At 65.1% G+C, this 25,534-nt stretch carries 22 protein-coding genes, 1 pseudogene and 1 CRISPR repeat array; of the genes and pseudogenes, 17 read left to right on the forward strand and 6 right to left on the reverse strand.

The window, feature by feature from the left end; genetic code table 11:
* From istB to CHB77_RS12410, 9 genes and pseudogenes are all read left to right on the forward strand, one after another.
* Window positions 1-552 (forward strand): IS21-like element helper ATPase IstB (istB, locus tag CHB77_RS12380; RefSeq protein ID WP_089388542.1); only part of this gene is annotated, 552 nt, incomplete at its 5' end.
* A 76-nt stretch (window positions 553-628) separates the two neighbouring features.
* A CRISPR array of direct repeats spans window positions 629-2,670; the repeat unit is 29 nt; unit sequence GGCTCCCCCGCACCCGCGGGGATAGACCC.
* A 144-nt stretch (window positions 2,671-2,814) separates the two neighbouring features.
* Window positions 2,815-3,906: pseudogene (locus CHB77_RS12385) on the forward strand (transposase); the annotation flags it as partial.
* A 160-nt stretch (window positions 3,907-4,066) separates the two neighbouring features.
* A complete protein-coding gene (locus CHB77_RS12390) occupies window positions 4,067-4,819 on the forward strand; it encodes an aconitase family protein (protein WP_089388543.1) in 753 nt (250 codons plus the stop codon).
* Between the two features lie 54 nt (window positions 4,820-4,873).
* Window positions 4,874-5,119 carry a hypothetical protein gene (locus tag CHB77_RS18345; RefSeq protein ID WP_089388544.1) on the forward strand — a complete coding sequence of 82 codons (246 nt, stop codon included), beginning with the start codon at window positions 4,874-4,876 and terminating at the stop codon, window positions 5,117-5,119.
* Window positions 5,080-5,550 carry an aconitase family protein gene (locus CHB77_RS18350; protein WP_165456261.1) on the forward strand — a complete coding sequence of 157 codons (471 nt, stop codon included), beginning with the start codon at window positions 5,080-5,082 and terminating at the stop codon, window positions 5,548-5,550. Before CHB77_RS18345 ends, CHB77_RS18350 begins: the two co-directional genes overlap by 40 nt.
* Before the next feature lie 608 nt (window positions 5,551-6,158).
* The gene (locus tag CHB77_RS18080; protein ID WP_131023348.1) at window positions 6,159-6,716 is read left to right on the forward strand and encodes a hypothetical protein; all 558 of its coding nucleotides are present in this window, start codon (window positions 6,159-6,161) and stop codon (window positions 6,714-6,716) included.
* Window positions 6,713-7,327: a CopM family metallochaperone gene (copM, locus tag CHB77_RS12405; protein ID WP_278185017.1), complete on the forward strand. Its 615-nt coding sequence runs from the start codon at window positions 6,713-6,715 to the stop codon at window positions 7,325-7,327. The genes CHB77_RS18080 and copM overlap by 4 nt, the downstream gene beginning before the upstream one ends.
* Before the next feature lie 384 nt (window positions 7,328-7,711).
* Window positions 7,712-7,834 carry a hypothetical protein gene (locus tag CHB77_RS18795; protein WP_278185018.1) on the forward strand — a complete coding sequence of 41 codons (123 nt, stop codon included), beginning with the start codon at window positions 7,712-7,714 and terminating at the stop codon, window positions 7,832-7,834.
* Window positions 7,834-8,277: a c-type cytochrome gene (locus CHB77_RS12410; RefSeq protein WP_089388546.1), complete on the forward strand. Its 444-nt coding sequence runs from the start codon at window positions 7,834-7,836 to the stop codon at window positions 8,275-8,277. Before CHB77_RS18795 ends, CHB77_RS12410 begins: the two co-directional genes overlap by 1 nt.
* Window positions 8,278-8,461: 184 nt before the next feature.
* Here the strand turns inward: CHB77_RS12410 and CHB77_RS12415 are convergent, their stop codons facing one another.
* On the reverse strand, window positions 8,462-10,780 hold the full coding sequence (locus CHB77_RS12415) for a heavy metal translocating P-type ATPase (protein WP_089388654.1): 2,319 nt from the start codon (window positions 10,778-10,780) through the stop codon (window positions 8,462-8,464).
* Window positions 10,781-11,794: 1,014 nt separating this feature from the next.
* Between CHB77_RS12415 and CHB77_RS12420 the strand changes: the two genes are divergently transcribed.
* Window positions 11,795-13,015, forward strand: a complete 1,221-nt coding sequence (locus CHB77_RS12420; protein ID WP_242626623.1) for a multidrug effflux MFS transporter — start codon at window positions 11,795-11,797, stop codon at window positions 13,013-13,015.
* Here the strand turns inward: CHB77_RS12420 and CHB77_RS12425 are convergent.
* The 4 genes from CHB77_RS12425 to CHB77_RS12440 form a co-directional block, all read right to left on the reverse strand.
* Window positions 13,004-13,657, reverse strand: a complete 654-nt coding sequence (locus tag CHB77_RS12425; protein WP_165456262.1) for a nucleoside/nucleotide kinase family protein — start codon at window positions 13,655-13,657, stop codon at window positions 13,004-13,006. The two genes, CHB77_RS12420 and CHB77_RS12425, sit on opposite strands and share 12 nt — an antisense overlap.
* Complete coding sequence (locus CHB77_RS12430) at window positions 13,654-14,427, reverse strand: ATP-binding cassette domain-containing protein (protein WP_089388547.1); 774 nt, start codon at window positions 14,425-14,427, stop codon at window positions 13,654-13,656. Before CHB77_RS12430 ends, CHB77_RS12425 begins: the two co-directional genes overlap by 4 nt.
* The gene (locus CHB77_RS12435; protein ID WP_089388548.1) at window positions 14,424-15,497 is read right to left on the reverse strand and encodes an ABC transporter permease; all 1,074 of its coding nucleotides are present in this window, start codon (window positions 15,495-15,497) and stop codon (window positions 14,424-14,426) included. The genes CHB77_RS12430 and CHB77_RS12435 overlap by 4 nt, the downstream gene beginning before the upstream one ends.
* Window positions 15,498-15,592: 95 nt before the next feature.
* On the reverse strand, window positions 15,593-16,621 hold the full coding sequence (locus CHB77_RS12440) for a sugar ABC transporter substrate-binding protein (protein ID WP_089388549.1): 1,029 nt from the start codon (window positions 16,619-16,621) through the stop codon (window positions 15,593-15,595).
* A 120-nt stretch (window positions 16,622-16,741) separates the two neighbouring features.
* On the opposite strand from CHB77_RS12440, the gene CHB77_RS12445 reads away from it, so the two are divergent.
* The 7 genes from CHB77_RS12445 (at window position 16,742) to CHB77_RS12475 (ending at window position 24,496) form a co-directional block, all read left to right on the forward strand.
* The gene (locus CHB77_RS12445) at window positions 16,742-17,848 is read left to right on the forward strand and encodes an ROK family transcriptional regulator (protein ID WP_089388550.1); all 1,107 of its coding nucleotides are present in this window, start codon (window positions 16,742-16,744) and stop codon (window positions 17,846-17,848) included.
* Between the two features lie 125 nt (window positions 17,849-17,973).
* On the forward strand, window positions 17,974-18,594 hold the full coding sequence (gene rpsD / locus CHB77_RS12450) for a 30S ribosomal protein S4 (RefSeq protein WP_089388551.1): 621 nt from the start codon (window positions 17,974-17,976) through the stop codon (window positions 18,592-18,594).
* A gap of 129 nt (window positions 18,595-18,723) precedes the next feature.
* Window positions 18,724-19,812 (forward strand): histidinol-phosphate transaminase, encoded by a 1,089-nt coding sequence (gene hisC, locus CHB77_RS12455; protein WP_089388552.1) that lies wholly within the window; start codon window positions 18,724-18,726, stop codon window positions 19,810-19,812.
* Window positions 19,812-20,735, forward strand: coding sequence for a prephenate/arogenate dehydrogenase family protein (locus tag CHB77_RS12460; protein WP_089388553.1), 924 nt, complete (start codon window positions 19,812-19,814; stop codon window positions 20,733-20,735). Before hisC ends, CHB77_RS12460 begins: the two co-directional genes overlap by 1 nt.
* Before the next feature lie 61 nt (window positions 20,736-20,796).
* A complete protein-coding gene (locus tag CHB77_RS12465; protein WP_089388554.1) occupies window positions 20,797-21,354 on the forward strand; it encodes a gamma-glutamylcyclotransferase in 558 nt (185 codons plus the stop codon).
* 136 nt (window positions 21,355-21,490) lie between these two features.
* Window positions 21,491-22,792 carry a biopolymer transporter ExbB gene (locus tag CHB77_RS12470; protein WP_242626630.1) on the forward strand — a complete coding sequence of 434 codons (1,302 nt, stop codon included), beginning with the start codon at window positions 21,491-21,493 and terminating at the stop codon, window positions 22,790-22,792.
* A 3-nt stretch (window positions 22,793-22,795) separates the two neighbouring features.
* Window positions 22,796-24,496 carry a peptidoglycan -binding protein gene (locus CHB77_RS12475; RefSeq protein WP_089388555.1) on the forward strand — a complete coding sequence of 567 codons (1,701 nt, stop codon included), beginning with the start codon at window positions 22,796-22,798 and terminating at the stop codon, window positions 24,494-24,496.
* Here the strand turns inward: CHB77_RS12475 and CHB77_RS12480 are convergent, their stop codons facing one another.
* Window positions 24,497-25,513 (reverse strand): YihY/virulence factor BrkB family protein, encoded by a 1,017-nt coding sequence (locus tag CHB77_RS12480; RefSeq protein ID WP_089388556.1) that lies wholly within the window; start codon window positions 25,511-25,513, stop codon window positions 24,497-24,499.
* Window positions 25,514-25,534 lie beyond the last annotated feature (21 nt).

Below are 25,534 nucleotides of genomic sequence, written 5' to 3' on the forward strand. Positions count from 1 at the left end.
GCCAGCGAGATCAACGAAGCCACAGTCCGGCAACTCCACCGCTGCGAGTTCATGGACGGGGCCCAGAACATCGTCCTGATCGGCGGCCCGGGCACCGGCAAGACCCACATCGCAACCGCCCTCGGCGTCCAGGCCATCGAGCACCACCGCCGCAAGGTCCGCTTCTTCTCCACCATCGAACTGGTCAACGCCCTCGAACAGGAGAAGGCCAAGGGAAAGGCGGGGCAGATCGCTGAAAGCCTGACCCGCCTCGATCTCGTGATCCTCGATGAGCTGGGATATCTGCCCTTCAGCGCCTCGGGCGGGGCGCTGCTCTTCCATTTGCTGAGCAAGCTCTACGAACGCACTAGCGTCGTCATCACCACCAACCTCAGCTTCAGCGAATGGGCCACAGTCTTCGGCGATGCCAAGATGACCACCGCATTGCTCGACCGCCTTACCCACCGCTGCCACATCCTGGAGACCGGAAACGACAGCTTCCGCTTCAAAGCCAGTTCAGCCGCCGCAGCGCGCCAAAAGAAGGAGAACAATCACGCCTTGACCTCTGAATGACCCAAAAACCATAATCAAAGGTGGGTCAGTTCTCGATGGAAAACCTGGGTCACTTCTGGGTGGAAATTAACATCAGGGCTCCCCCGCACCCGCGGGGATAGACCTTCTTCCCGGCAGCAGGAGCCTAATATGGACGTGGCTCCCCCGCACCCGCGGGGATAGACCCCCGCAGCCGAGACAACAGAACCGACGAACGAGGGCTCCCCCGCACCCGCGGGGATAGACCCCTGCAAGACGCCATGCGCAAGGTCTGGGCCGAGGCTCCCCCGCACCCGCGGGGATAGACCCAGATGCAGCGGCAGCGGACGGCCCGCGGATGTGGCTCCCCCGCACCCGCGGGGATAGACCCGCCACCCCGGCGCCGATCTCGGGACACACAGGGGCTCCCCCGCACCCGCGGGGATAGACCCTCGTCCGCCGGCGCCCAGCCCACCTTGAACGCGGCTCCCCCGCACCCGCGGGGATAGACCCGATCCGAAGTCTGGCGTTCTGTTGCGGCCCCAGGCTCCCCCGCACCCGCGGGGATAGACCCCCCGCCGCCCCGGTTCGTCAGGATGATGTAGGGGCTCCCCCGCACCCGCGGGGATAGACCCTTGCCGCGATACAGGTTCGCCGCCCAGCCCGAGGCTCCCCCGCACCCGCGGGGATAGACCCATATCCTCACGATCCTTGCATCCGGCAATCTGGGCTCCCCCGCACCCGCGGGGATAGACCCTCGTCCGCCGGCGCCCAGCCTACCTTGAACGCGGCTCCCCCGCACCCGCGGGGATAGACCCGATCCGAAGTCTGGCGTTCTGTTGCGGCCCCAGGCTCCCCCGCACCCGCGGGGATAGACCCCCCGCCGCCCCGGTTCGTCAGGATGATGTAGGGGCTCCCCCGCACCCGCGGGGATAGACCCTGTCCGATATTGGGTTGAACCGGAAGCCATCAGGCTCCCCCGCACCCGCGGGGATAGACCCGGTCAGGTCGGTGCTGTCGCCCACCTCGCGAAGGCTCCCCCGCACCCGCGGGGATAGACCCATTGCGCACCCGCTTGATCGTCGCGCGGAAATGGCTCCCCCGCACCCGCGGGGATAGACCCGGGCGGTTTCCGGCCTGTGGCCCGTCGCGTCCGGCTCCCCCGCACCCGCGGGGATAGACCCGACGGCGTGTCGCGCAGCATCGGCGCCAGGCGGGCTCCCCCGCACCCGCGGGGATAGACCCGGTCAGGTCGGTGCTGTCGCCCACCTCGCGAAGGCTCCCCCGCACCCGCGGGGATAGACCCCGCTCTCTTGGATGGCCCTTGCCATTATTGCCGGCTCCCCCGCACCCGCGGGGATAGACCCTCGCAGGGCGCGCCCGCACGGATTGATGGATCGGCTCCCCCGCACCCGCGGGGATAGACCTGACTGACCCCACCGACTGCACCTGCCACGCCCGGCTCCCCCGCACCCGCGGGGATAGACCGTCATCGTGCCAGGGCGTCCAGCCTTCCACGCTGGCTCCCCCGCACCCGCGGGGATAGACCCCATCTTGTCCTCTGCGTCCGGCACCGGCAGATGGCTCCCCCGCACCCGCGGGGATAGACCCTTCTGCTGCACCGCCTGCCGGTAGAAGTGCGCGGCTCCCCCGCACCCGCGGGGATAGACCCTCGGACGGAAAGCAGATCCCCGTTCGGGTCATGGCTCCCCCGCACCCGCGGGGATAGACCCGGCGCCCACGGCTACACCAAGGCCGCCATTGCGGCTCCCCCGCACCCGCGGGGATAGACCCCTCGAAGGGCACAGGTGCCTGCCCGGCGAACCGGCTCCCCCGCACCCGCGGGGATAGACCTTTACGGGCCTCTGCACCCATCTCGCGCATGTCGGCTCCCCCGCACCCGCGGGGATAGACCCGATGATGCTCATCTTGCGTTTCTTGTCGTCGTGGCTCCCCCGCACCCGCGGGGATAGACCCGGTCAGGTCGGTGCTGTCGCCGACCTCGCGAAGGCTCCCCTGCACCCGCGGGGATAGACCCGGTCAGGTCGGTGCTGTCGCCGACCTCGCGAAGGCTCCCCTGCACCCGCGGGGATAGACCCCGCTGGCCGTCCAATGTGCAAGCCATCGCTTTGGCTCCCCCGCACCCGCGGGGATAGACCTTGCCGAAAAGCAACATGCGCTATTTAGTCCGGCATAAACAACTCTTAGCGCAATGATTACACATGCTGAAGCTGCGGATGTGTTCGATTTGATCTGCAAGGTTTCTTCTGCTTTGAGCAGAAATCCTGCAATTTCGGGTCGCCGATGAACCCTCATTCCCGTGCCCCTGAATGGGATGACCTGCTCTGCCCGCGCCTGGTCGATTTGATCGATGCGCGCCACGAGTTGGTGAAGCTTGGGGCGCTGATCGACTGGGAGATTTTCGAACGGGAGTGGGCAACCTTTTTCCCCTTGCATCAGGTCCAGCCCGCGACATCGCGGCGCCTGGTGGCGGTCTCATGTATCTTCAGAATGCCTTCAAATTGTCGGACGAGGGAGTCGTCGTCCGGTGGGTCGAAAATCCATGCCATCAACATTCCACCGGCAAGACGTTCTTTCGGCACCGCCCGCCGATCGACCCGTCATCCTTGATCCGCTGGCGCAGGCAGATCGGCGAAGAAGGCGTGGGGTGGCTGCTGACCAAGACCATCGAGGCCGACCGAGCCGCGGGCGCCGTCACCGACAAAAACCTGAAGCGGGTGGCTGTCGATACAACCGGATGCGCGGCTTGCCCCGCGGCTGGCCGCCCAGGTCGGGCGCCATGCCCATGCCCGGCAGTTCAAGCGCATGTGCAAGACCCTGCGCCAGTTCAAGGGCTATGTTGGCCGGATGCGCCACGACCTCCAGGACATTCCCCAAAGTGCGCTGCACGAGAAGGTGCTGGAGGCGCTTTGGCTGGTCGGCCACCTGCTTAACTAAACACCGAAGAGCAAGAACAAGCTTTACTCCCTGCATGAGCCCGAGGTCGACTGCATCTCCCAGGACAAGCCCCGCATCCGTTACGGGTTCGGCGCCAAGATCAGTCTCGCTACCACCCTCGACGGCGGCTTTGTTGTCGGCGCCCGCAGCTTTCCTGGCGACCCTTATGACGGCCATACCCTGGCGTCAGCACGGGAGCGGGTTGGCATTCTCGCTGACCAGGTTCCGGGTCTGGCTGTGGTCGACCGCGGCTATCGTGGCCACGGCGTAACCACTACCAAGATCCTGATCAGCGGCACAAGACGCGGCATCACGCCATTCGTGGCGGGACTCCTCAGGCGACGAAGCGCCATCGAATCCGAGATCGGGCACATGAAGATCGACGGTCTTCTTGCGAGATGTCTGCTGAAGGGGTGCATCGGTAACGCGGTCTTCGCCGCAGCGCAGCATAGGGCGTAGTTCGAACTGGAGGGGACGAATCCGCCTCCGATGCCGGAAACCGAATTTCCGTAGCCGGTTTACGACATCTTATGGGCAGAAACATCTGGAAGATCTTCGAGAAGATCTTCGAAAGGTGCGACCTTCCGGTTCCGCACCCATGACTCTTGCCCAGAAGATCATTGCGCGCCATGTTCTGACTTCTGGTAAGCAACAATGGAACATGCAGCCCGGATCTAGCGGCTTCGTTCAAGCCGATTTCCGGTTCATGCATGACATGCATACCGACAGGGCGGCGAATATTCTTGATCGCGTCAAGGGCCGGGATGACGCGTTGTTCGACCGGATCAATCGTGATGTTCGAGAACCACTATTCCTATGTGCATCGGTCGCCAAACCATGTGAACCGCGGTTTGCTGCTGCAGATTGCCCATTTGGGCCGCAGACACCGGAACTTCGTGCATCGCCATGGGCTGACCGGCCACGGCTACCGGGCCGGAGAGGAGGGCAGCAAGGGGATCAGCCAGGCCATGATGGCCGAGCGATATGTCCTTCCCGCACAGTTGATCGCGGGGACCGCCAGTCACACACCGCATTCCGGCTCTTTAGGCTGCTTTGCCAGGGTGTCGGCACGACGGACATGTGCAACGCTTTTCCGACAGGCCCCATTCGCCTGACGATGGCCGGGTCGGTGCTTGTGGAACTGACCGGCAAACCGCAAAATGGCGTCACGTCCAAGGACATCGCCTTGGCTCTTCTGACCATGCCGGTCATTCCCAAGGGGGCCTGCGTGGATCGTATCGACGACTTCGCTGGACCTGCCATCACCGCCATGTCCACCGACGAACACACGACCCTGACGAACATGATCGCCGAATTCGGAGGACTTATGCCTTTGCGCCCCCGGCGCTGAAACTGTGCGCTTTCTGCGAGAACGGCGAGGGATCGAGTTCCGGCCGAAGACTGGATGCAGTCCGATCCAAAGGCCGCCTATACCGCCACCATCACGCTGGATCGCAGCACGGTGCCGCAGATGCTGGCGCAAGCAGGCGATCCTCGCAACAGAGTGGCGGTGTCGGATCTAACCGGTCCAGTTTCAGTCAACCTTGCTTATGCCGGATCCTGCACCGTCGGAAAGCGCAACGACTTCGACAAGTTTCACAAGGTTGCCTTTTGGACCTGCAGCACAGCTTGCATGTGGCAGATCACGTAACGCTCTTTCTGCAATGCGGGACGGTGCAGGTCCGCGACTACTGCATTGCCATGGGCTATCTGGACACGTTCAAGGCAATCGGTGCAGAGATCTCGGGCCTTGCTTGTGATGCATGCGCGCAATGCCGCCCCGGCATCACGCCCCGAACGGATCAGTTCACGATTTCGGCAATCAACCAGATCTTCCCCGGCCACGGGGAAGCGGGAAAACGTGGCTGGCGAACCCCGCAACGGTCGTCGCAAGTGCACTTGCCGGAGAAATCTGTTCCTTTGCCCAGGTCAGGAAAAAAGATCCGGCAGCCCGTTGGGATTGAACGCGACCGATTGAGATCAAGACCACCCATCTCGGCTGACCGCCATTCAGCCGAGATGAACGATCGTTTCGTTGCGCTATCTGCAAGCGTCAATCCTGACCACCCTGCCGCGCGCTGATGGTGCAGGATAGTGTCCACCATCGATGATGGACAGCATGGTGATGGCGTGGTGCGTCGGACAAAGCGGTTTTGGACGCCTGAGAGGATGCGGTCCATCTGTTTCCAGACGGTCGCGCCGGGCGTTTCGGTGGCGCAGGTGGCCCGGCGCGCTATGCGGCGAAGGCGGACCTGACCTTCAAGTGGATGCCCGCTCCCCTCTACGCGCCGGACCTTGCGATGATGCCATCGCCCGCGGAGGTGCCTCGCTTTCTGCTTGGGGAGATCGTTCCAGAGGTGGCGAGGCCCTTGGTCGCACCTGTCGCGGACAATCGCCTCCAGATCGATTTGGCTGGTGCACATCGGCTGCGCATCACCGGCCGCTACGATACCGAAGCTCCGGCACGGCTGATCCGGTGTCTGACGGCGTGATCCCGTTTCCGGCCAACACGCGGGTCTAGGTGGCGGCGCGCCTTACCGACATGCACAAAGGTTCTGCGGCCGTGGCAATGCAGGCCGAGGCGCGGCTGGGCACCGATCGCATCGGGTCTGGCCCATGTCGCAGACGCGGGACAGCTTCAACCGGCATTCGAGACCAGCAAGATCGCCGCCGCCGGGATGACGGCGCGAATGACCCTGCTAGACCTCGAGAAGAAGGACAAGCCCAGGCGCCGTCCGATCCCGGACCATATCCGACCCGATGCGCCGCGCTACGCCACGAGACGGCATGGCCAGACGAAACCACATGCCCGGATGCGGGTTTCACTTGATGATTGGCGGTTTGCCGACGGGGCTGCACAGGACGCAGGGATGAGACGGTCTGCCCAAATCTGGGGGATTTTACTGGCGGCGTTGATGACGCTGACCGTCATCGCCGTCTGGCCGCCTGGAGGATCGGGTCCTGCGTCGTCTTCTGTTTCCGCGGCAGTCATCTCATTCCACAGCTATCCTCAGTACCCCGAAGAGAACGGCCCCCGGCCGGCTGTGCGCGGTAATGTGGACGAGGACTGCCAGCCCGCGTCACCCGGCTGTTGCATGATGACCCATTGCTATCCGGGCATTTCCGTCGAACCGCATAAGGTGGCCGCGATTGCTGTCAACGACAAGACGGCGGCGGCAGCGGCGGCGCGGGGATTGGGCAGCGATCCGGGAGTGATCCTTCCCCCGCCGCGAGGCTTGCGACTATGACCGCTCAACAGATCATGGATTCAGGAGAACTAGAGATGAACATCGTAAAGACAATCCTCGCCACGGCTTTCGCCGCAACCGCATTCTCGGCGCCTACCTTGGCGCAGGATGCCAAATTCCAGCTGCCCGAGCAGTGTTCCACAGCGACCGCGGCAGGAGGAATGGACAATTCGACCATGGGTCAGGGGGGCATGGACGGCAACCAAGGCGGCGGCATGGACGGCAACCAGGCTGGCGGCATGGGTAGCAGCATGGGCGGCAACCAGGGTGGCAGCATGAGCGGCGGCATGGGTGACGGGATGATGGGCATGATGGGCATGATGGGGATGGGAGGCATGGACCTCGAATCCATGCCCGAGCATGTCCAGGAAAACATGCGCCGGATGATGGAAACCATGCCCGCCATGCACAAGGGCATGATGAATGAAGATGCGGATGTGGCCTTTGCCTGCGGGATGATCGCCCACCACCAGGGTGCCATCGACATGGCCGAGGTGCTGCTGGAGAATGGTGACGATCCGCAGATGCGGGCGCTGGCCGAGGAGATCATCGCCGCACAGGTCGGCGAGATCGAGCAGATGACCACCTGGCTGGCCGAGAACGCCAACTAAGCCATACGGGCCGCGCGGGACGGTCCGCGCGGCCAATTCTGCCGACCGCTTCGACATTTCGGGCTTCCGGCAGCGGGAATTCCCACGGTGCGGGGCAGAATTCAGGAAATGCGCCATGACCCTGGCCCCTGCCACGCGGCAATCGGGCCTGCCAGCCAAGGTGATTTGCTGCAACAAGGACATCGGGGTGCTGAAGCCCGATGGCCGCCGAAAAGCTGGGCGAGATCGACCGCAGGATCGCGGAACCGAACGGGGTTCAGAAGATGCCGGGGCATCTGGGCGATACCGGTCATGACGACGCGTGCCCCGGATGCCCGATCATCGACGGCCTGCCGGGAGGGACGACCACAAGGTTCAAAGGCTGAGACAATGACGGACAACAGGATGATGACGGGCGACGGCATGATGTGGGCCATGGGGCTTTGGGGGCTTGCGCTTGCCGTGCTGGTGGCGCTCGTCATCGCCCGCGTTGGTCAAATACATCTTCTTTCGATAAGGATCCTCTGATGTGCAGCATGGAGAAATGGATCCAAGGGGTTTTGCCTCTGGCAGCCATAGTGATCGGTCTGGTGCCGCTTTCGGCCTCGGCCTTCGTGCACGCTGCCGATGCCAGGACCGACGCGGGCGGCGCTTTGTATGCCGAACGCTGCGCGGTCTGCCACGGCATCAACCTCGAGGGCCAACCCGACTGGCGCAGCACCGACGCCGACGGCCTCTATCCAGCGCCGCCCCATGACGAGACCGGCCACACCTGGCACCATGACGATGCGATGCTGATCGACTACATCACCCGCGGCGGTCAGGCAGTTCTCGACGATATGGGCGTGAAATTCACCTCGGGCATGCCAGGCTTCGGCCCGGTTCTCGACGAGGAGGAGATCGAGGCGATCCTCGACTATATCAAGTCGACCTGGCCCAAACGCATCCGAGACCTGCAAGCGCAGAGATAGAACGCAGCCGCATCCGAATGACACCCCCCGAATATGCGTCGGAATCCCTGGAGAGGCCCGAGTGGAGCAGCGGCAGGTTGCCCAAAGGGGTCTGATGTCCAGCCATGCTCCGCACCAACTGGTCTCGTATCCAGTCCGACAGACGTCTATCCACCGGTTTGGGCCGCAAAACAGCGTCAGCCCCTCACAGTTCGATCCGCCGCAATCGCAGCGCGTTCGTGATGACCGAGACGGAGGACAGGCTCATCGCCGCCGCCGCGATCATCGGCGACAGCAACATGCCGGTGACGGGATAAAGCAACCCTGCCGCGACCGGCACGCCAAGCGCGTTGTAGGCAAAGGCGAAAAACAGGTTCTGCTTGATGTTGCGCAGGGTGGCGCGGGCCAGCTTGCGCGCGCGGACGATGCCCATCAGGTCGCCGCCCAGCAGGGTGATGCCCGCGCTTTCCATCGCCACGTCGGCGCCCGTTCCCATGGCGATGCCCACATCGGCGGCGGCCAGCGCGGGCGCGTCGTTCACCCCGTCGCCCGCCATGGCGATCTTGCGGCCGTCGCGGCGCAGCTGGTCGATCAGTTCCTTCTTGGCCTCGGGCAGGATGCCGGCGCGCACCTCGTCGATGCCAAGCCTGCCGGCCACCGCCTGCGCCGTGCGCTCGTTGTCGCCGGTCGCCATGATGACCCGCAGACCCTGCGCGTGCAGTTCCCGGATCGCCTGCGCGGTGCTGTCCTTGATCGGATCCGCCACCGCCACGATCCCGGCAAGCGCGCCGCCCGATGCGACGAACATCGCCGTCTTGCCGTCGCCGCGCAGGGCGTCGGCCTTGGCCTCGGCCGCATTCGTGTCCAGCCCCATCTCGCGCATCATCGCAGCGTTGCCCAGCGCCACCGCACGGCCGCCGACCGTGCCGCGCACGCCCTTGCCGGTGACTGCCTCGAAATCCGCCGCCTCCTGACGCGGCGCGCCTTGCGCCTCCGCGCCCTCGACGATCGCTTCGGCCAGCGGGTGTTCCGAGCCGCGTTCGAGGGCGGCGGCCAGCGACAGCAGTTCCGTTTCGGCCACATCGCCAAGCGCCACGATGTCCGTCAGCTTCGGCCTGCCCATGGTCAAGGTGCCGGTCTTGTCAACGATCAGCGTATCGACCGCCGCCATCCGCTCCAGCGCCTCGGCGTCCTTGATAAGCACGCCGGCCTGCGCGCCGCGCCCCGCCGCCGTGGTGATGGAAATCGGCGTGGCCAGCCCCAGCGCGCAGGGGCAGGCGATGATAAGCACCGACACCGCCGAGGCGATGGCGAAGACCAGCGCGGGTTCCGGGCCGACGGTCAGCCAGACGACAAAGGCGACGATCGCGATGACCACCACCGTCGGCACGAACACCGCCGACACGCGGTCGGCCAGTCCCTGGATCGGCGCGCGCGACCGGCGCGCGTTCGACACCATGGCCACGATCTGGGCCAGCACGGTATCGGCGCCGACCTTGCCCGCCTCGATCACCAGCGAGCCGTTCTTGTTGATCGTGGCCCCGGTCACGGCATCGCCCGGACCTTTTTCGACAGGCATCGATTCGCCGGTCAGCATGCTTTCGTCCAGCGACGACCGACCCTCGATCACGGTCCCGTCCACCGGCACCGCGTCGCCGGGGCGCACGCGCAGCCGGTCGCCCTCCATGACATTCTCCAGCGGCGCGTCGTATTCGGTGCCGTCCGGCAGGATGCGCCGCGCGGTCTTCGGCGCGAGGTCCAGCAGGGCCCGGATCGCGTCCCCGGTGCGTTCGCGCGCCCGCAGTTCCAGAACCTGGCCCACAAAGACCAGGGCCACGATCACCACCGCCGCTTCATAATAGGTTCCGACGCCGTGGCCCATGCGGTACTGCTCGGGGAACAAGCCGGGCAGGAATGTGGCGACCAGCGAATAGAGATAGGCCGCTCCGACGCCAAGGCTGATTAGCGTCCACATGTTGGGCGATCGGTTGACCACCGAGTCCCAGCCGCGCCGAAAGAACGGCAGCGCCGCCCACAGGATGATCGGCGTCGCCAGCAGGAATTCGAGATAACTTGCCGTCTGCGCTCCGATCCAACCGCGCACCGGCAGGGCCACCAGCTCGCCCATCGTCAGCACGATGAGCGGCACGGCCGCCGCGGCCGAGATCCACATCCGGCGGGTGAAGTCCGTCAGTTCCTCGCTGGGCTCGTCCGAAGGCACCATCGGCTCCAGCGCCATGCCGCAGATCGGGCAGCTACCCGGTGCGTCGCGAATGATCTCGGGGTGCATCGGGCAGGTGTACTGGACGTTGGCCGGGACCGCCTTCTTGCGGCCCGCAGCGCGCCCGGAGGCATAGAACCAGGGATCCGCCTGGAACTTCGTCTGGCACTTTCCCGAACAGAAGTGGAAGTCCTCGCCGCCATAGCTCTCGGTCCGGGTGTCCGGCTTCAGGCTCACGGTCATGCCGCAGACCGGGTCTATGGCCGTCGGACCGGTTGTCGGCTCCTCGTGGACCTTCGGCATTTCATCGTTGGAAGGGGCGTGGCGAGCGTGAGAGTCGACGGTGGACATGGCTTTCTCCTTTCGGGGTCTGCGCCGGGTGAACCTTGATGGTTGTCGCGGCAGAGACTGACGTGCGGCGATTTCCTTCAGGCCTGGAACACGGAATCTGTAACTGATCGTCGAGCGGCCCCGTTCCGATGGTGTCGATCACCAAAGCGTTCGGCGCCTTGCTTTCACCGCCAATTCGCTGGACGCGCAACAGCCGCCGGTCTGCACGCCGGACGAAGCCCCGCCCCAACGCCGGCGCCTTGAATTCCGCTGCGGGTTCTTCCCCCAGGGCACGGTCTCTCGCCTGTGCTCGGGCAATCCGATTCATCAGACGCGACATGCCGCCACCTCGTTTCCTTCACCTTGCGCTGCATCGCAACCATGATGCCCTGCGCACGGAGCATTGCGCAAGGCGCGCGCGCACGCGATCTTGGGCGGCCGATGGGCAGGCAAGGTCGTGGAAATCGCGGTCGCGGCTGTCATGATTGCCATGTCCCGTCAGGCGGCGACGGACCTTCCGAGCGCCCTGCGAAAATGAACTGCCAGAACGGGTGTTATGCGCGCAGACTAAACCGCAAGCGCATGAAAAAGCAAGCCGGATGGCGGCTTGCGCCCGCAGCCCTTGCCTGGTCGGCATGGCAAACCCTGCGGGACCGCCCGTCCGATTTTCAGGCAAGCGGCGTCTGGCCGTCGTCGTTCCACGCGCAGAACGCCGCGCAATCGCCATGCAGGATGCCGTTTGGCCATGTTGCCGACACAACACCCTGCCCTCCCAAAGGCATTCCTCGGTGACGGCCTCGCTCGTCCAGTCTTTGCCCATCCAGTCCTGGATTTGGGAAAGCCTTCATCGGCCCAACCGTCGCAGGCGCCGCAGGGCGCAAGCCTGTCGCAGGGCGATATCGACACGCTGGCAAATCCCGCCGCGAACCAACTTGCACACTGTGCAATTTTGGGATATGGCGTCTTCCTGACCCGAAAGGCTCTTTCATGTCCGCGACCATTCTTCATGCACAGACGCCCCAGCGCCGTCTGCCTCTGCCGGAATTCGTGGCGATGCTGGCATTCCTGTTTGCCACCGTCGCCTTTTCCATCGATGCCATGCTTCCCGCGCTGCCGGACATCGCGGGCGAACTGACACCCGCGAATGTCAACCGGGCGCAACTGATCCTGACCGCCTTCATGGCGGGGATGGGACTGGGCACGCTGTTCGCCGGTCCCATATCGGATGCCATCGGGCGCAAACCGGCGATCTTCCTGGGCACGGCCCTTTATATCGCCGCCGCCGTCGCCGCGATCTTTGCCCAATCCATCGAATTCCTGCTGGCGGCACGGTTCGTCCAGGGGATGGGGGCATCCGGGCCCCGGATCGTCGGCCTGGCACTGATCCGCGATCTGTATTCGGGCCGAGAGATGGCGCGGATTTCCAGTTTCGTGATGATGGTCTTCATCACGATCCCCGCCTTGGCACCGTCCATCGGCGCAGGCATCATCTGGGCGTCGGGATGGCAGGGCGTCTTTGTCGCCTTCATCCTGTTCGCACTGATCGGCGCAGGCTGGCTGGGCATCCGCCAGGCCGAAACCTTGCCCCCGTCCGAACGCCGCCCCCTGCGCCTTGGCCCCCTGACCGCCGCCGCGCGAGAGGTGCTGTCGGACCGGCAGGTCATGCTGTGCACGCTGGTTCTGACCTTGGGATTCGGCCAGATGTTCGCATTGCTGTCATCGGCCCAGCAACTGTTCGGCGAGGCCTATGGCAAGGGCGACAGCTTTCCCGCCTGGTTCGCGCTGATGGCGATCCTTTCGGGGGCCGGGACGCTGCTGAACGCGACCTTCGTGATGCGTTTCGGGATGCGGCGCATCGCGAAATGGGCCTATGCCATGCAGACGGTCGTGTCGTCGGTGATGCTGGTGCTGGTGGTGTCCGGCGTCCTGCCGGAAAGCCTGCGATTTCCGGCGTTCTTTTTCTGGGCGGTCAGCGTGTTCTTCATGGCGGGCGTGACCTTCGGAAACCTCAACGCCCTGGCGCTGCAACGCATGGGCCATGTCGCGGGCATGGCGGCGTCCATCATCGCCGCCCTGTCCACCGTCGCGGCCACGCTGATCGCGGCTCCGGTCGGGTTGCTGTACAACGGCACGGCCGTCCCGGCGATCACCGCCGCCCTGATCTGTTCGGCCTTGGCGTGGCTTCTGATGGGGTGGCTACGCGACTGACAGATCCGCCGGACGCGATCGTGACGTCACGAACCGGGCATTCGCCAGATCGTTTCGCAGATGCGCGGCGATCTGGTCTGCATCCTTGCCGTAACCTTGCCACCGCTCTGTCAGCCGACGTTCCAGTTCGGCTTCGGGAACATCCAGCCAGACCGTCAGATCATAGCGGAGGCGGTTCCAGGGCGCTGCGTCCAGCAGCAGATAGTTTCCTTCGATCACCACGATCCGGTGTCCGGAATCGACCACCCCGGATCCGGCCACCGCGATCTCCCGGCTGCGATCGAACAGGGGAAAGACGACCTCGGCACCAGGCACGGCCAGCCGCGTGACCAAGGATGCAAAGCCCTCGGCGTCGAAGGTCTCGACCGCTCCCTTGCGACGGCGCAGGCCGCGCGCATCCAGCACGCGGTCATCCAGGTGAAACCCGTCCATCGGCACCAGCACCGCATCGTCCAACCGCGCCACCAAGGATTCGGCCAGGGTGGACTTGCCTGACCCCGGCGCCCCGGCCACCGCGACCAGGATCCGCGCTCCCGGCAATGCGCGGATCCGGTCCAGCAACTCCTGCCCATCTTCTTCATCGAAATATCCTGGGGGGAGTCCGAAGGACGGGGGGCAAGGCCCCCCTTCCGCGCCGGTCATGCAGCGACTCCTTCCGGCACGCGCGCGCCGGTCATATAGGCGACCGCATCCGACATCGTGTGCTCCTTGGGGTTGATGACGCACAGCCGCTTGCCAAGACGATGGATATGGATCCGGTCGGCCACCTCGAAAACATGGGGCATGTTGTGGCTGATAAGGATGATCGGAACCCCGCGCGAGCGCACGTCGCGGATCAGATCCAGCACCCGGCGGCTTTCCTTGACCCCCAGGGCGGCGGTCGGTTCGTCCAGGACCACCACCTTGGATCCAAAGGCCGCGGCCCGCGCCACCGCGACACCCTGGCGCTGTCCGCCCGACAAGGTTTCGACCGCCTGGTTGATGTTCTGGATCGTCATCAGGCCCAGTTCGTTCAGCTTCTGGCGGGCAAAGGCTTCCATGCGCGGCCGGTCAAGCTGGCGGAACAGGCTGCCCATCACGCCCGGCTTGCGCAGTTCGCGCCCCATGAACATATTGTCGGCGATCGACAGCGCCGGCGACATGGCCAGGGTCTGGTACACGCATTCGATGCCATGCGCCCGCGCTTCCAGCGGAGAGGCGAACTGCACGGTCCGCCCTTCCAGGGTGATTTCGCCTTCATTGGGCTGGACCGCACCCGACAGCGCCTTGATAAGCGACGACTTGCCCGCGCCGTTGTCGCCGATCACGGCCAGGATCTCGCCGGGGAACAGGTCGAAGTCGCAGTGATCCAGCGCGGTGACGCGGCCGTACCGCTTGACGAGGTTGCGCGCCTTGAGAATGGGTTCGGTCATGACGACACCTTTCTGATCCACTGGTCCACGGCGACGGCAAAGATGATGAGCGCGCCGATCAGGAAGAAGGTCCATTGCGGGTCCGTGCCGACCAGGCGCAGGCCCATTTCGAAGACGCCCACGATCAACGCGCCAAAGAACATGCCGATCACCGACCCCCGCCCCCCGAACAGCGAAATGCCCCCGATGACCACGGCGGTGATCGACTGGATGTTGCCCAACTGTCCGGTCGAGGCCGTGGGCGAGACCGATCCGAAGCGCCCGATCATCACCCATCCCGCGATGGCGCAGAACAGCCCGGCCAGCGCATAGACCTGGATCACGATGCGGCTGGTCTGGACCCCGGCCAGTTGGGCGGCCTCCTGATCGTCGCCCACGGCATAGACATGACGCCCCCAGGCCGTGTGGCGCAGGACATAGGACAGGACCGCCACCAGCGCGATCATCAGGAACACCGCATACAGCACCTTGACGCCGAAAGGATCGATGGACTGGCCCCAGAATTGCAGAGACGGCGCGTTTTCGGCCACATCCTGACTGCGGATCGTCTCGTTGCGCGAAAAGATGAAGTTGGCCGAGAGATAGATCTGCCAGGTGCCCAGCGTCACGATGAATGGCGGCAGCTTCAGCCGCGATATCAGGAAACCGTTGAAAGCCCCCATCGCCGTTCCCAGCGCCAGGCCCAGCACGATGGCCAGCGGCGCGGGGATTCCGAATGTGAACGCCATCTGTCCCATCAGAACCGAACAGAACACCGCGATGGCCCCAACCGACAGGTCGATTCCGGCGGTCAGGACCACGATGGTTTGCGCGCAGCCCAGGATGCCGACAATCGCGATCTGCTGAAGGATCGTCGACATCGTGGTGGCGCGGAAAAAGTTGTCCGACAGCAGCGCGAACACGATCACCGACGCCAGCAGCACGATCATCGGCACGGCCGAGGGCGTCTTGTGCAGCCAGTGCTGCACCTTCTTCACAAGGCTTTTTTCTTCGTGAAACTCGGCCACGCTTTCCGAGGCGCCTTTCAGGCCCTCCTCGAAACTTGACGAAGCCCCGGTTTGATTGGCCATGCTCGCTCCTCCTGGAATGCATCGCGGGCTGTGACACTGGGGCGGCCTCAGCGCCGCCCCATCGGTTCAGGCCTGGCGGACCCCTGCGCCGGATCTCAGCCCCAGCACAGCTCCGCACCCTTGGTCGAATCAACCGATTCGACGCCATCGACCGGCTTGTCGGTAATCAGCATCACGCCGGTATCGACGAAATCCTTGCCCTCGGTCGGGGTGGGCTTGGTGCCGTCCTTGGCAAAGGCGGCGATCGCCTCGATGCCCATGGACGCCATTTCCAGCGGATACTGCTGGGACGTCGCGCCGATCACGCCATCCTTGATGTTCTGGACGCCGGGGCAGCCGCCATCGACCGACACGATCAGGGTGGAACCCTCCTTGCCGACAGCCTTCAGCGCCTCATAGGCGCCGGCGGCGGCCGGTTCGTTGATGGTATAGACCACGTTGATGTCGGGATCCTTGGCCAGCAGGGCTTCCATCGCGGTCAGGCCGCCTTCCTCGTTGCCCGCCGTGACCTCGTTGCCGACGATGCGCGGATCGGTTTCGTCGCCCCACTTGTTGGGATCACCCAGATCGATGCCAAAGCCTTCCAGGAAACCCTGATCGCGCAGCACATCGACCGAGGGCTGGGAAATGGCCAGATCCAGCATCGCGATCTTGGCATCCGCCGCGGCATCGCCCATCGTCGCGCTGGCCCATTGCCCGATCAGCCGGCCCGCCGCGAAATTGTCGGTCGCAAAGGTGGCGTCGGCGGCGTCGATCGGATCCAGCGGCGTATCCAGCGCGATCACCAGAATCCCGGCGTCGCGAGCCGACTGCACCGAATCCACGATCGCCGCCGTGTCGGATGCGGTCAGCAGGATACCCTTGGCCCCGTCGGCAATGCAGGCTTCGATGGCCGCCACCTGCGCCTCGTTGTCGCCGTCCACCCGCCCGGCATAGGATTTCAATTCGATCCCCAGTTCCTCGGCCTTGGCGGTGGCGCCTTCCTTCATCTTGACGAAGAACGGGTTGGTGTCGGTCTTGGTGATGATGCAGGCCTTGACCGGATCCTGCGCGCTGGCAAAGCCCGCCGAAAGGGCCAGCACCGATGCGGCCAGCGACAGACGAAGCGACGATTTCACGATCATGTTCAAAACTCCTCCATACGGCGGAACCCCTGCCGCCTTGCCGGTTCAGAAAGCACAAAGCGATTCCTCTTGTCAATAAATCAATCATGTTGATTAATACGTCAAGGAGGGCGTGCCACCATGCTGAACGATCCCATACCATGGCTTGATCTCAGCCAGAACGAACGGCAGATCCTGTCGCTGATCCGCCGGCGCGGACCCCTGCCCCGCGCGGCTCTGGCCCACGTCACCGGACTGTCGCCGCAAGCCATTACCAACCTTACGCGAAAGCTGATCCAGAACGGTTTTCTGGATGCCGGAGAGGTCGTGCGCGGCAAGGTTGGACAGCCCTCCACCCCCCTGTCCCTGGCCCCCGAGGGCGCCCTTTTCCTGGGCCTCAAGCTGGGACGCAGGCTGGTCGAGCTGGCCCTGGTCGATTTTGTCGGCCACATAAAGATCCACCGGCAAGAGATATACAGCCATCCGACCCCGGAACGGGTGTTGGCCTTTGCCCGTCAGGGTCTTGCGACGATCCTCGATTCGCTGGCCCCGTCCGCGCGAATCGCCGGGATGGGGATCGCCGCTCCGTTCCGCCTGTGGGACTGGGGATCCGAAATGGCGGGCTGGCACGATGTCGATCTGTCCGCATCCCTGGCCGAGGGGCTGGCCTTTCCGGTGTTTCTGGAAAACGACGCCAGCACCGCCTGCGCGGCGGAGCTGATCTTCGGCCGCTCGGTCCTACCGCGCGATTTCGTGCATCTGTACATCGCGCATTTCGCGGGCGGGGGCGTGGTCCTGGATGGCCGGTTGCGGATCGGGCCGCGGCGCAACGCGGGGGCGCTGGGGTCCATGCCGATCCCCGGCGGGCGGCAGTTGCTGGACGCCGCCTCGGTTTCGACCCTCGAACAGCGTCTTGGGCGGTCGCTGCCGCCCGACGATTCGGGATGGCAGGTGCCGACGGACGTCGAAGCGCAATGGATCGCCGAGGCGGCCCATGCCCTGGCCTTCGTGGCGCTGTCGGCGACGGCGCTGCTGGATATTCCGGTCGTGGTGATCGACGGGGCCGTCCCCCCCGCAACCCGCCGGGCCTTGGCCGACGCCACCCGCACTGCCATGGAGGCCCTGCCCGCTGCGGGGATCGACCGCCCCAAGGTGATCGAGGGCAGCCTGGCCCGCAGCGCCCGCATTCTGGGTGCGGCGGCCCTGCCGCTTGCGCATTTCTTCGAGCCGGGGGGCGCCTTGGCTTGACAGCGGCGCGCGCCGCCTTATAAGCGCGCACTTCATTGGTGTTGGCGGCCCCCGCAAGGGGATGCCTGTCGGGTCCGCGGACCAAAGGACAACGCCCTTTTGAAACGCACAAAAGGAGATCAGCCGTGACGAAACGCACGTCTGCCAAGTACAAGATCGACCGCCGCATGGGCGAAAACATCTGGGGCCGCGCCAAATCGCCGGTCAACCGCCGCGAATACGGCCCCGGCCAGCACGGCCAGCGCCGCAAGAACAAGCTGTCCGATTTCGGCACCCAGCTGCGCGCCAAGCAAAAGCTCAAGGGTTATTACGGCGACCTGACCGAAAAGCAGTTCCGCCGCATCTATGCCGAGGCCGAGCGCGTCAAGGGCGACACCGGCGAGAACCTGATCGGCCTGCTGGAACGTCGGCTGGACGCCGTGGTCTATCGCGCGAAATTCGTGGCGACCATCTTTGCCGCCCGTCAGTTCGTGAACCATGGCCACGTCACCGTGAATGGTCAGCGCGTCAACATCGCGTCCTATCGCGTCAAGGAAGGCGACGTCATCGCCATCCGCGACCGTTCGCGCCAGTTGGCCATCGTGCTGGAGGCCGTGGGCCTGACCGAACGCGACGTGCCGGATTACCTGGAAGTGGACCACAACAAAATGACCGCGACCTTCGTGCGTCAGCCGGCCCTGGGCGACGTTCCCTATGCCGTGGTGATGGAGCCGAACCTGGTCGTCGAATACTACGCCAAGAACTGACGCCACGCTTCCTGCTGTTCTGAAAGCCGCATCCCCCGGATGCGGCTTTTTTCTTGCCGCCGCGCCGCGTTGCGGGCCTTCCTTGCCGGGTTGCGATGCACTAGACGGGGCGTGACAAGGATCAGGAACATGACGCAGATCATCCCCCAGCCCGGCATCATGGACATCGCGCTGTATGTCAGCGGCGAAAGCAGGCTGCCGGGCCACGACGACGTGCTGAAGCTGTCGTCCAACGAAAATCCCCTTGGGTGCAGCGACGCGGCCCGCGCCGCCTATGCCGCCGCGGCGGCCGATCTGCACCGCTACCCCTCGACCGACCACATCGCCCTGCGTCGCGCGATCGGAGACGTTCACGGCCTTGACCCTGACCGGATCATCTGCGGCGTCGGGTCGGACGAGGTGCTGCAATTCGTGACCCATGCCTTTGCCGGTGCGGGGGATGAGGTCATCACGACCGAGCACGGCTTTTCCATGTATCCGATCCTGGCCCGCATGGTCGGCGCCGTCCCGGTGACGGTTCCCGAAATGGACCGCCGCATCGACGTGGACGCGATCCTGTGCGCGGTGACGGACCGGACCCGCATCGTCTTCATCGCCAACCCGGCCAACCCGACCGGCACCATGCTGACGCCCGACGAGGTGCAGCGGCTGGTGGACGGGTTGCCCCCGCATGTCCTGCTGGTCCATGACGGCGCCTATACGGAATTCGCGGCAGGGGCCGATGGCGGTGTGTCGCTGGTTGACCGGCATCCGAATGTCATCATGACCCGGACCTTTTCCAAGATCCACGGCCTCGGCGGCCTGCGCATCGGCTGGGGCTATGCCGCAGGCGAGATCATCGACGTGCTGAACCGCATCCGCCAGCCCTTCAACCTGTCGAACGCCCAGATGGCCGCCGCCGAGGCCGCGATCCGTGACACGACCTTTCGCGACCATTGTGCCGACCTGAACGCCCGCATGCGCGACCGCCTGCGCCAGTCGCTGATCCAGATGGGCATCGGCTGCGACGAAAGTCACGCCAATTTCGTTCTGGCCCGGTTCATCGATCCCGCCGAGGCCGAGGCGGCAGACGCCGCCTTGCGCGCGGATGGGATCCTGGTCCGCCGCGTGGCCGGCTATGGCCTGCCCGCCGCCCTGCGCATCACCGTGGGCGACGAAGATGGCGTGACGCGCGTGATCGACTGCCTGGGCCTTTTCATGGCGGACCGGAGGGGCTGATGACCGTCCTCTATGACCGCGTGGCGCTGATCGGTCTGGGCCTGATTGCCGGGTCGATGGCCCATGCGATCCGCGACGCCGGGCTGGCAACCGAGGTCGTGGGTCACGCCCGCAGCGCCGAAACCCGTGACATTGCCCGCGAGATCCATCTCTGCGACCGCATCGCGGACACCGCGGCCGAGGCGGTCGCGGGCGCCGATCTGATCGTTCTGGCCGTGCCGGTGGGCGCCATGGGTGCCGTGGCGGCCGAGATCGCGCCGCATCTGAAGCCCGGCGCGACCGTTACCGACGTAGGCTCGGTCAAACAATCCGTCATCGACGCCGTTGCCCCCCATATCCCCGATGGCGTCCATTTCATTCCCGGTCATCCGCTGGCCGGGACCGAACATTCCGGCCCCCGGTCGGGCTTTGCCGGCCTGTTCCGCAACCGCTGGTGGCTGCTGACCCCCCTGCCCGACAGCGACCCCGATGCCGTCGCGCGCCTGTCCGATCTGGTCCGCGCAATGGGCGCCAAGTCTGATACGATGGAGGCCGGGCATCACGATCTGGTGCTGGCCGTGACCAGCCATGCCCCGCATCTGATCGCCTATACGATGGTCGGCGTCGCCGATCACCTTCGCCGCGTCACGGACGAGGAGGTGATCCAGTATTCCGCCGCAGGGTTCCGCGACTTCACCCGGATCGCGGCCAGCGATCCGACCATGTGGCGCGACGTGTTCCTGCACAACAAGGATGCGACGCTGGACATCCTGGGACGGTTCACCGAGGAACTGTTCGTCCTGCAACGCGCCATCCGCATGGGCGACGGCCAGCAGTTGCACGACTATTTCACCCGCACCCGCGCCATCCGGCGTGGCATCATCGAGGCCGGACAGGACACCGCCGCCCCCGATTTCGGCCGGGTCGCGACGTCGGCGCCCTGACGGCCTCTTTCATCGGGCCGCCTGGTGACCTAGGTTTCGCGGGATGGGCGGGATCAGACAGATGCGCAGGATCGATTGGGTGTTCGGGTACGGATCGCTGATCTGGGATCCGGGTTTCGTGCCGGCGGAATCGTCGCGGGCCTGGGTGACGGGTTATGGCCGCACCTTCTGCCTGCGGTCTGTCCAGCATCGCGGCACCGCTGCCCGGCCCGGTCTGGTGCTGGGCCTTGACGAAAGCGATGGCGCGGAATGCGGCGGTCTGGCCCTGCGCATCGCCGACCGGGATCATGACGAAGTGCTGGCCTATCTGCGCGCCCGCGAACTGGTGACGGACGCCTATCGCGAAGCCATCCTGCCCATGCGGCTCGAGGATGGCCGCAGGGTCGAGGCCCTGGCTTACGTGATGCGCCGCGATCATGTGCAGTACGCGGGCGGGCTGGATCTGGCCGAACAGGCGCGGATCATCGCGCAGGCGCATGGCGGGTGGGGACCGAATGCGGAATACCTGTTCAACACCGCCGCCCATCTGACCCGGATAGGGCTTGCCGACGACCTTCTGGATCACCTGTCGGACCAGGTGCGCAAGCTGCTGGAAAGCGACAAAAACCGGCCCGCCTGACTTTTGCATCGCTTGGCAAGTGGCGGGGCGCGCCCTACAGTTGCCGACCAGACAGTCATGGCCATGGGAATGCGATCCGTTGAGCGAACCGACCAGCCAGCAGCCCGACCCCTCTGCCCTTCCGCGCCGCCCCGGCATGGCGAACCGGCGGATCACCGCGACCCGCGCCGCAGGCCCCGGCCCGTCCAGTCCGCGTTTCTCCCAGCCGATCCGGCAGATCGTGATGATGGTTGCGGTCCTTGCCCTGGTCATGGCGGGTGGCTGGATCGCCTATGGTCGGATCCTGCCGATCTTTCGCGCGAACATGTGGCTGAACGGACTGATCCTGGGGGTCTTTGCGCTTGGCGTCCTGGCCTGCTTCTGGCAGGTGGCGCAGTTGATCCGGTCGGTCAGCTGGATCGAACGGTTCGCAAAACGGCGCAGCAACGCCGTTGAAAAAGGCATCGCGGCTGAAGGCCGCGACACGGGGGATCATCCCCCACGCCTGCTGGCGCCGCTGGCGGCGCTGCTGGGCACGCGGGGACCGGTGGGCGGGGTCATTTCGACCGGTGCGGCGGCCTCGATTCTGGATTCGGTCGCAACGCGCATCGACGAATTGCGCGACATCACGCGCTATATTTCCAATCTGTTGATCTTCCTGGGGCTTCTGGGCACGTTCTATGGCCTTGCCACGACCATTCCGGCCGTGGTCCAGACCATTCAAAACCTTGCTCCGCAACAGGGCGAAACCGGCATCCAGGTCTTTGACAAGCTGATGTCCGGACTGGAGGCGCAGTTGGGCGGCATGGCGACGGCCTTTTCGTCGTCGCTGCTGGGTCTGGCGGGGTCGCTGGTCGTCGGCCTGCTGGAACTGTTCGCGACGCATGGCCAGAACCGCTTTTACCGCGAGCTTGAGGAATGGATGTCGGGGTTCACCCGCGTCAGCCTTGCCGGGTCCGAAGGCGATGGCGTCGATCAGGCGGCCTTGGCGGGGTTTCTGGAACACATGGCGGGACAGATGGACCGACTGCAACGGATCCATGCCGAACGCGACATGCAGCGCGACGAGGCCGCCGCCATGGCCGACGAGCGGGTCGTCGTGATGGCACAGGCGGTCGAGGCCTTGGTCCAGCGTGGCGATGCCGAACGCGACGCTTCGCTGGAACGTGTCCAGACGCTGACCCAGGCCCTGTCCCGGCTGGCCGAAGGTCAGGACCGGCTGATCGACCTGACGCGTGTGCAGGCGGAACGTCCCGCTCCTCCGGTTCCCGATCTGGGCGGCATCGAGGCGGCGCTGATCCGCTTGTCCGGAGATCTGACCGAAGGCCGCGACGAGATGGTCGCTGAATTGCGGTCCGATATCCTGGTCCTGACCCGCGCCGTGCGTGCCGCGCGGTTCAACGATCCGTTCCGCGACGATCTTCTGCGCGACCCGCTGGTTTCGCGGGACCGGGGCTGACCCATGGCCCTGCGCCGCGCCACATCCGGGCACCGCTTTTCGGCCAATATCTGGCCGGGCTTCGTGGACGCCTTGGCGACCTTGCTGATGGTGCTGGTCTTCGTGTTGACCATCTTCACCGTCATGCAGTCGGTCCTGCGCGAACAGATCACCGACAAGGACGACACCATCGCCGATCAGGAACAGACGATTGCAGGCCAGGGGGCGACCATTGCCGGCCAGGGGCAGGTCATTTCACGTCAGGAACAGCGGCTGGAACGGCTTGGCCAGCAGGTTGCCGCGCTTAGCCAGGCTCTGACCGCGTCCGAGGATCGGGAAAGCGGTCTGCAAGGCCAGCTTGCCGAAGCCGAAGCCGAGGCACGGGATCGCGCCGCCCGCATCACGCGCCTGTCCACGCAGTTGGAGTCCAGCCAAGGCGAACTGGCCCAGGCCCGCAGCCGCCTGACCGATTTCGAAGCCGAGGTGGCGGCGCTGATCGCCGCGCGGGCGGCAGACCAGCAAGCGGCGCAGACGCAACAAAAGCAGGCGCAGGCCGACCTTGCGCAGCAGCAGGACCGCGCCAGCGCCGCCGAACTGGCGGTGGCGGCGGCGCGCAGCGAAATCGACGCCCAGGCCGAACAGGCCCGCCTTGCCGCCGCGCGCCGCGAGGCCCTGGAGGCGATGGTCGCCGATCTTCGCCAGAAGAATCAGGCAACGCAGGCCCAGGTCGAACAGGTCCAGGCGGAACTGTCCGAAGCCGAGGTCGCCCGCCTGACCGAAGCCGAGGCCGCGCGCACCCTGCGTGCCCGCCTGGAAAGCGCCGATGCCGAACTGACGGCGATGACCCTGTCGCTGGAGGAAAGCCGCAAGCGCGCCGAGGAAACGCTGACCCTTCTGGCAGCGGCCGAGGCCGCGCGGGACCAGGCCTCTGCGCAGGCCAGCCGCACCCTGTCCGACATCGAGCGTCAGGCCGCATTGTTGGCCACCGCCGAAAAGGCCTTGGCCGAGCAGGAAAGGCTGTCGAACGACGGGCAGCAGCGGGTGGCGCTGTTGAACGAACAGGTCGCCTCGCTGACGGCGCAACTGGGATCGTTGCAGGCCCTGCTGGACGCGGCTGGCGAGGATCAGCAGCAGGCCGAGCTGCGCGTCGAGAACCTGGGCCAGCAATTGAACGCGGCCTTGTTGCGTGTGGCCGAGGAAACCAGCCGCCGCCTGACCCTGGAGGAACAGGCCCGTCAAAGCGCCGAGGACGAGGCCCGCGACCTGGCGCGCTATCGGTCGGAATTCTTCGGGCGACTGTCCGAGATCCTGTCGGGCCGAGAAGGCGTACAGGTCGTGGGCGACCGCTTTGTCTTTCAATCCGAGGTTCTTTTCGCGCCCGGCGCCACAACGCTTTCCCCCGAAGGACAGGATCAGGTCGCTCGGGTTGCCCGGATGCTGTCGGACGTTGCGGACGACATTCCGCCGGAAATCGACTGGATCATCCGTGTGGACGGCCATACCGATTCGACGCTCCTGTCCGGGACCGGGCGTTATCGCGACAACTGGGAACTCAGCCAGGCCCGCGCCCTGGCCGTCGTGCGATACATGATCGACGACTTGGGCTTTCCGGCGAACCGTCTTGCCGCGACTGGCTTTGCCGATACGCGACCGGTGGCGGACGGCACGTCACCCGAGGCCTTGGCAGCCAACCGGCGCATCGAATTGAAACTGACCGAACGGTAATCAGACCTGTTCTTTGCTAGCATCATCGGGAGCTGGAACCCCGGCCAGCCTTTTCAGGTGCCGTTCGATTTCGGAATTCACCTCTGCCCCGACCAGCACCACGGTCGACGCGAACCAGAGCCACATCATCAGGGCGATGACCGCGCCAATCGATCCGTAGGTTTCATTGTAATCGGCAAAGTTCGCGGCATACCAGCTGAACAGGATCGACGTAATCACCAGGCCAACTGCGGCCAAAACCGCGCCGGGGGAAATCCAGCGCCAACGGGAATCAGGCGCGTCCGGTCCCCATCGGTAAAGGGCGGCCAAGGCCAGGATCAGCACCGCGAACATGATCGGCCACCGGATCACGGCAACCCAGGTGCTGGTCGTATCCGCCAGGGGCAGCATTTCCAGCAGGATCGGGATGACGGCGATGACCCCCAGCATCAGCACGATCAGGATCAGCCCGCCCAGGGTGAACGCCATCGACACGATGTTCAGCCGGACGAAACCCCTTGTCTCGGTCTGGAAAAAGGCCACGTTCAATGCCGACAGCAGGGCCTTCATTCCGCCATTCGCAGAATAGAACGCCACAAGCAACCCGCCGATACCGGCCAGCGACAGCGCCGTTCCGGGGGACGACATAATGGCCTGAACCTGGTCGCGGATGATGTCCAGCGCCCCTTGCGGCAGGAAACTGTCCAGCAAGTCCAGATGACCGGCGATCGTCGCAGGATCGGCCACAAGGCCATAGATCGAAACCAGAGCCGTAAGGGCCGGAAACAGCGAAAGCAGCCCAAAGAACGTGATGCCCCCCGCAACCGCCGTCACGCGGTCGGTCGCTATCTGGCCAAAGACGGCCTTGGCAATTACCACATAATCGCCCTTGTCCAGATCCCGAAGCCCGACATTTGGGACTGGATCGCGCGCCACCGGGGCAGGCTCACCGGCCGTGGACAATCCAAATCGCCGACGCGTCGTGTCGTCGAGATCACCGAACAGGGCATTCAGAACGCCGGTTGTCTTTGCTGTCATCGGCCCAGTTTCCCAACCGCG

This window comes from Paracoccus sediminis, assembly GCF_900188295.1.
GTDB lineage: Bacteria > Pseudomonadota > Alphaproteobacteria > Rhodobacterales > Rhodobacteraceae > Paracoccus > Paracoccus sediminis.

Bases quoted from the DNA above. Each gene is read 5' to 3' on its own strand.
- CHB77_RS12390 (WP_089388543.1), top strand. From the start codon at position 4,067: ATGACTCTTGCCCAGAAGATCATTGCGCGCCATGTTCTGACTTCTGGT.
- CHB77_RS18345 (WP_089388544.1), top strand. From the start codon at position 4,874: ATGCAGTCCGATCCAAAGGCCGCCTATACCGCCACCATCACGCTGGAT.
- CHB77_RS18080 (WP_131023348.1), top strand. From the start codon at position 6,159: ATGACCCTGCTAGACCTCGAGAAGAAGGACAAGCCCAGGCGCCGTCCG.
- copM (WP_278185017.1), top strand. From the start codon at position 6,713: ATGACCGCTCAACAGATCATGGATTCAGGAGAACTAGAGATGAACATC.
- CHB77_RS18795 (WP_278185018.1), top strand. From the start codon at position 7,712: ATGATGACGGGCGACGGCATGATGTGGGCCATGGGGCTTTGGGGGCTT.
- CHB77_RS12410 (WP_089388546.1), top strand. From the start codon at position 7,834: ATGTGCAGCATGGAGAAATGGATCCAAGGGGTTTTGCCTCTGGCAGCC.
- CHB77_RS12415 (WP_089388654.1), bottom strand. From the start codon at position 10,780: ATGCCGAAGGTCCACGAGGAGCCGACAACCGGTCCGACGGCCATAGAC.
- CHB77_RS12420 (WP_242626623.1), top strand. From the start codon at position 11,795: ATGTCCGCGACCATTCTTCATGCACAGACGCCCCAGCGCCGTCTGCCT.
- CHB77_RS12425 (WP_165456262.1), bottom strand. From the start codon at position 13,657: ATGACCGGCGCGGAAGGGGGGCCTTGCCCCCCGTCCTTCGGACTCCCC.
- CHB77_RS12430 (WP_089388547.1), bottom strand. From the start codon at position 14,427: ATGACCGAACCCATTCTCAAGGCGCGCAACCTCGTCAAGCGGTACGGC.
- CHB77_RS12435 (WP_089388548.1), bottom strand. From the start codon at position 15,497: ATGGCCAATCAAACCGGGGCTTCGTCAAGTTTCGAGGAGGGCCTGAAA.
- CHB77_RS12440 (WP_089388549.1), bottom strand. From the start codon at position 16,621: ATGATCGTGAAATCGTCGCTTCGTCTGTCGCTGGCCGCATCGGTGCTG.
- CHB77_RS12445 (WP_089388550.1), top strand. From the start codon at position 16,742: ATGCTGAACGATCCCATACCATGGCTTGATCTCAGCCAGAACGAACGG.
- hisC (WP_089388552.1), top strand. From the start codon at position 18,724: ATGACGCAGATCATCCCCCAGCCCGGCATCATGGACATCGCGCTGTAT.
- CHB77_RS12460 (WP_089388553.1), top strand. From the start codon at position 19,812: ATGACCGTCCTCTATGACCGCGTGGCGCTGATCGGTCTGGGCCTGATT.
- CHB77_RS12465 (WP_089388554.1), top strand. From the start codon at position 20,797: ATGCGCAGGATCGATTGGGTGTTCGGGTACGGATCGCTGATCTGGGAT.
- CHB77_RS12470 (WP_242626630.1), top strand. From the start codon at position 21,491: ATGGCGAACCGGCGGATCACCGCGACCCGCGCCGCAGGCCCCGGCCCG.
- CHB77_RS12475 (WP_089388555.1), top strand. From the start codon at position 22,796: ATGGCCCTGCGCCGCGCCACATCCGGGCACCGCTTTTCGGCCAATATC.
- CHB77_RS12480 (WP_089388556.1), bottom strand. From the start codon at position 25,513: ATGACAGCAAAGACAACCGGCGTTCTGAATGCCCTGTTCGGTGATCTC.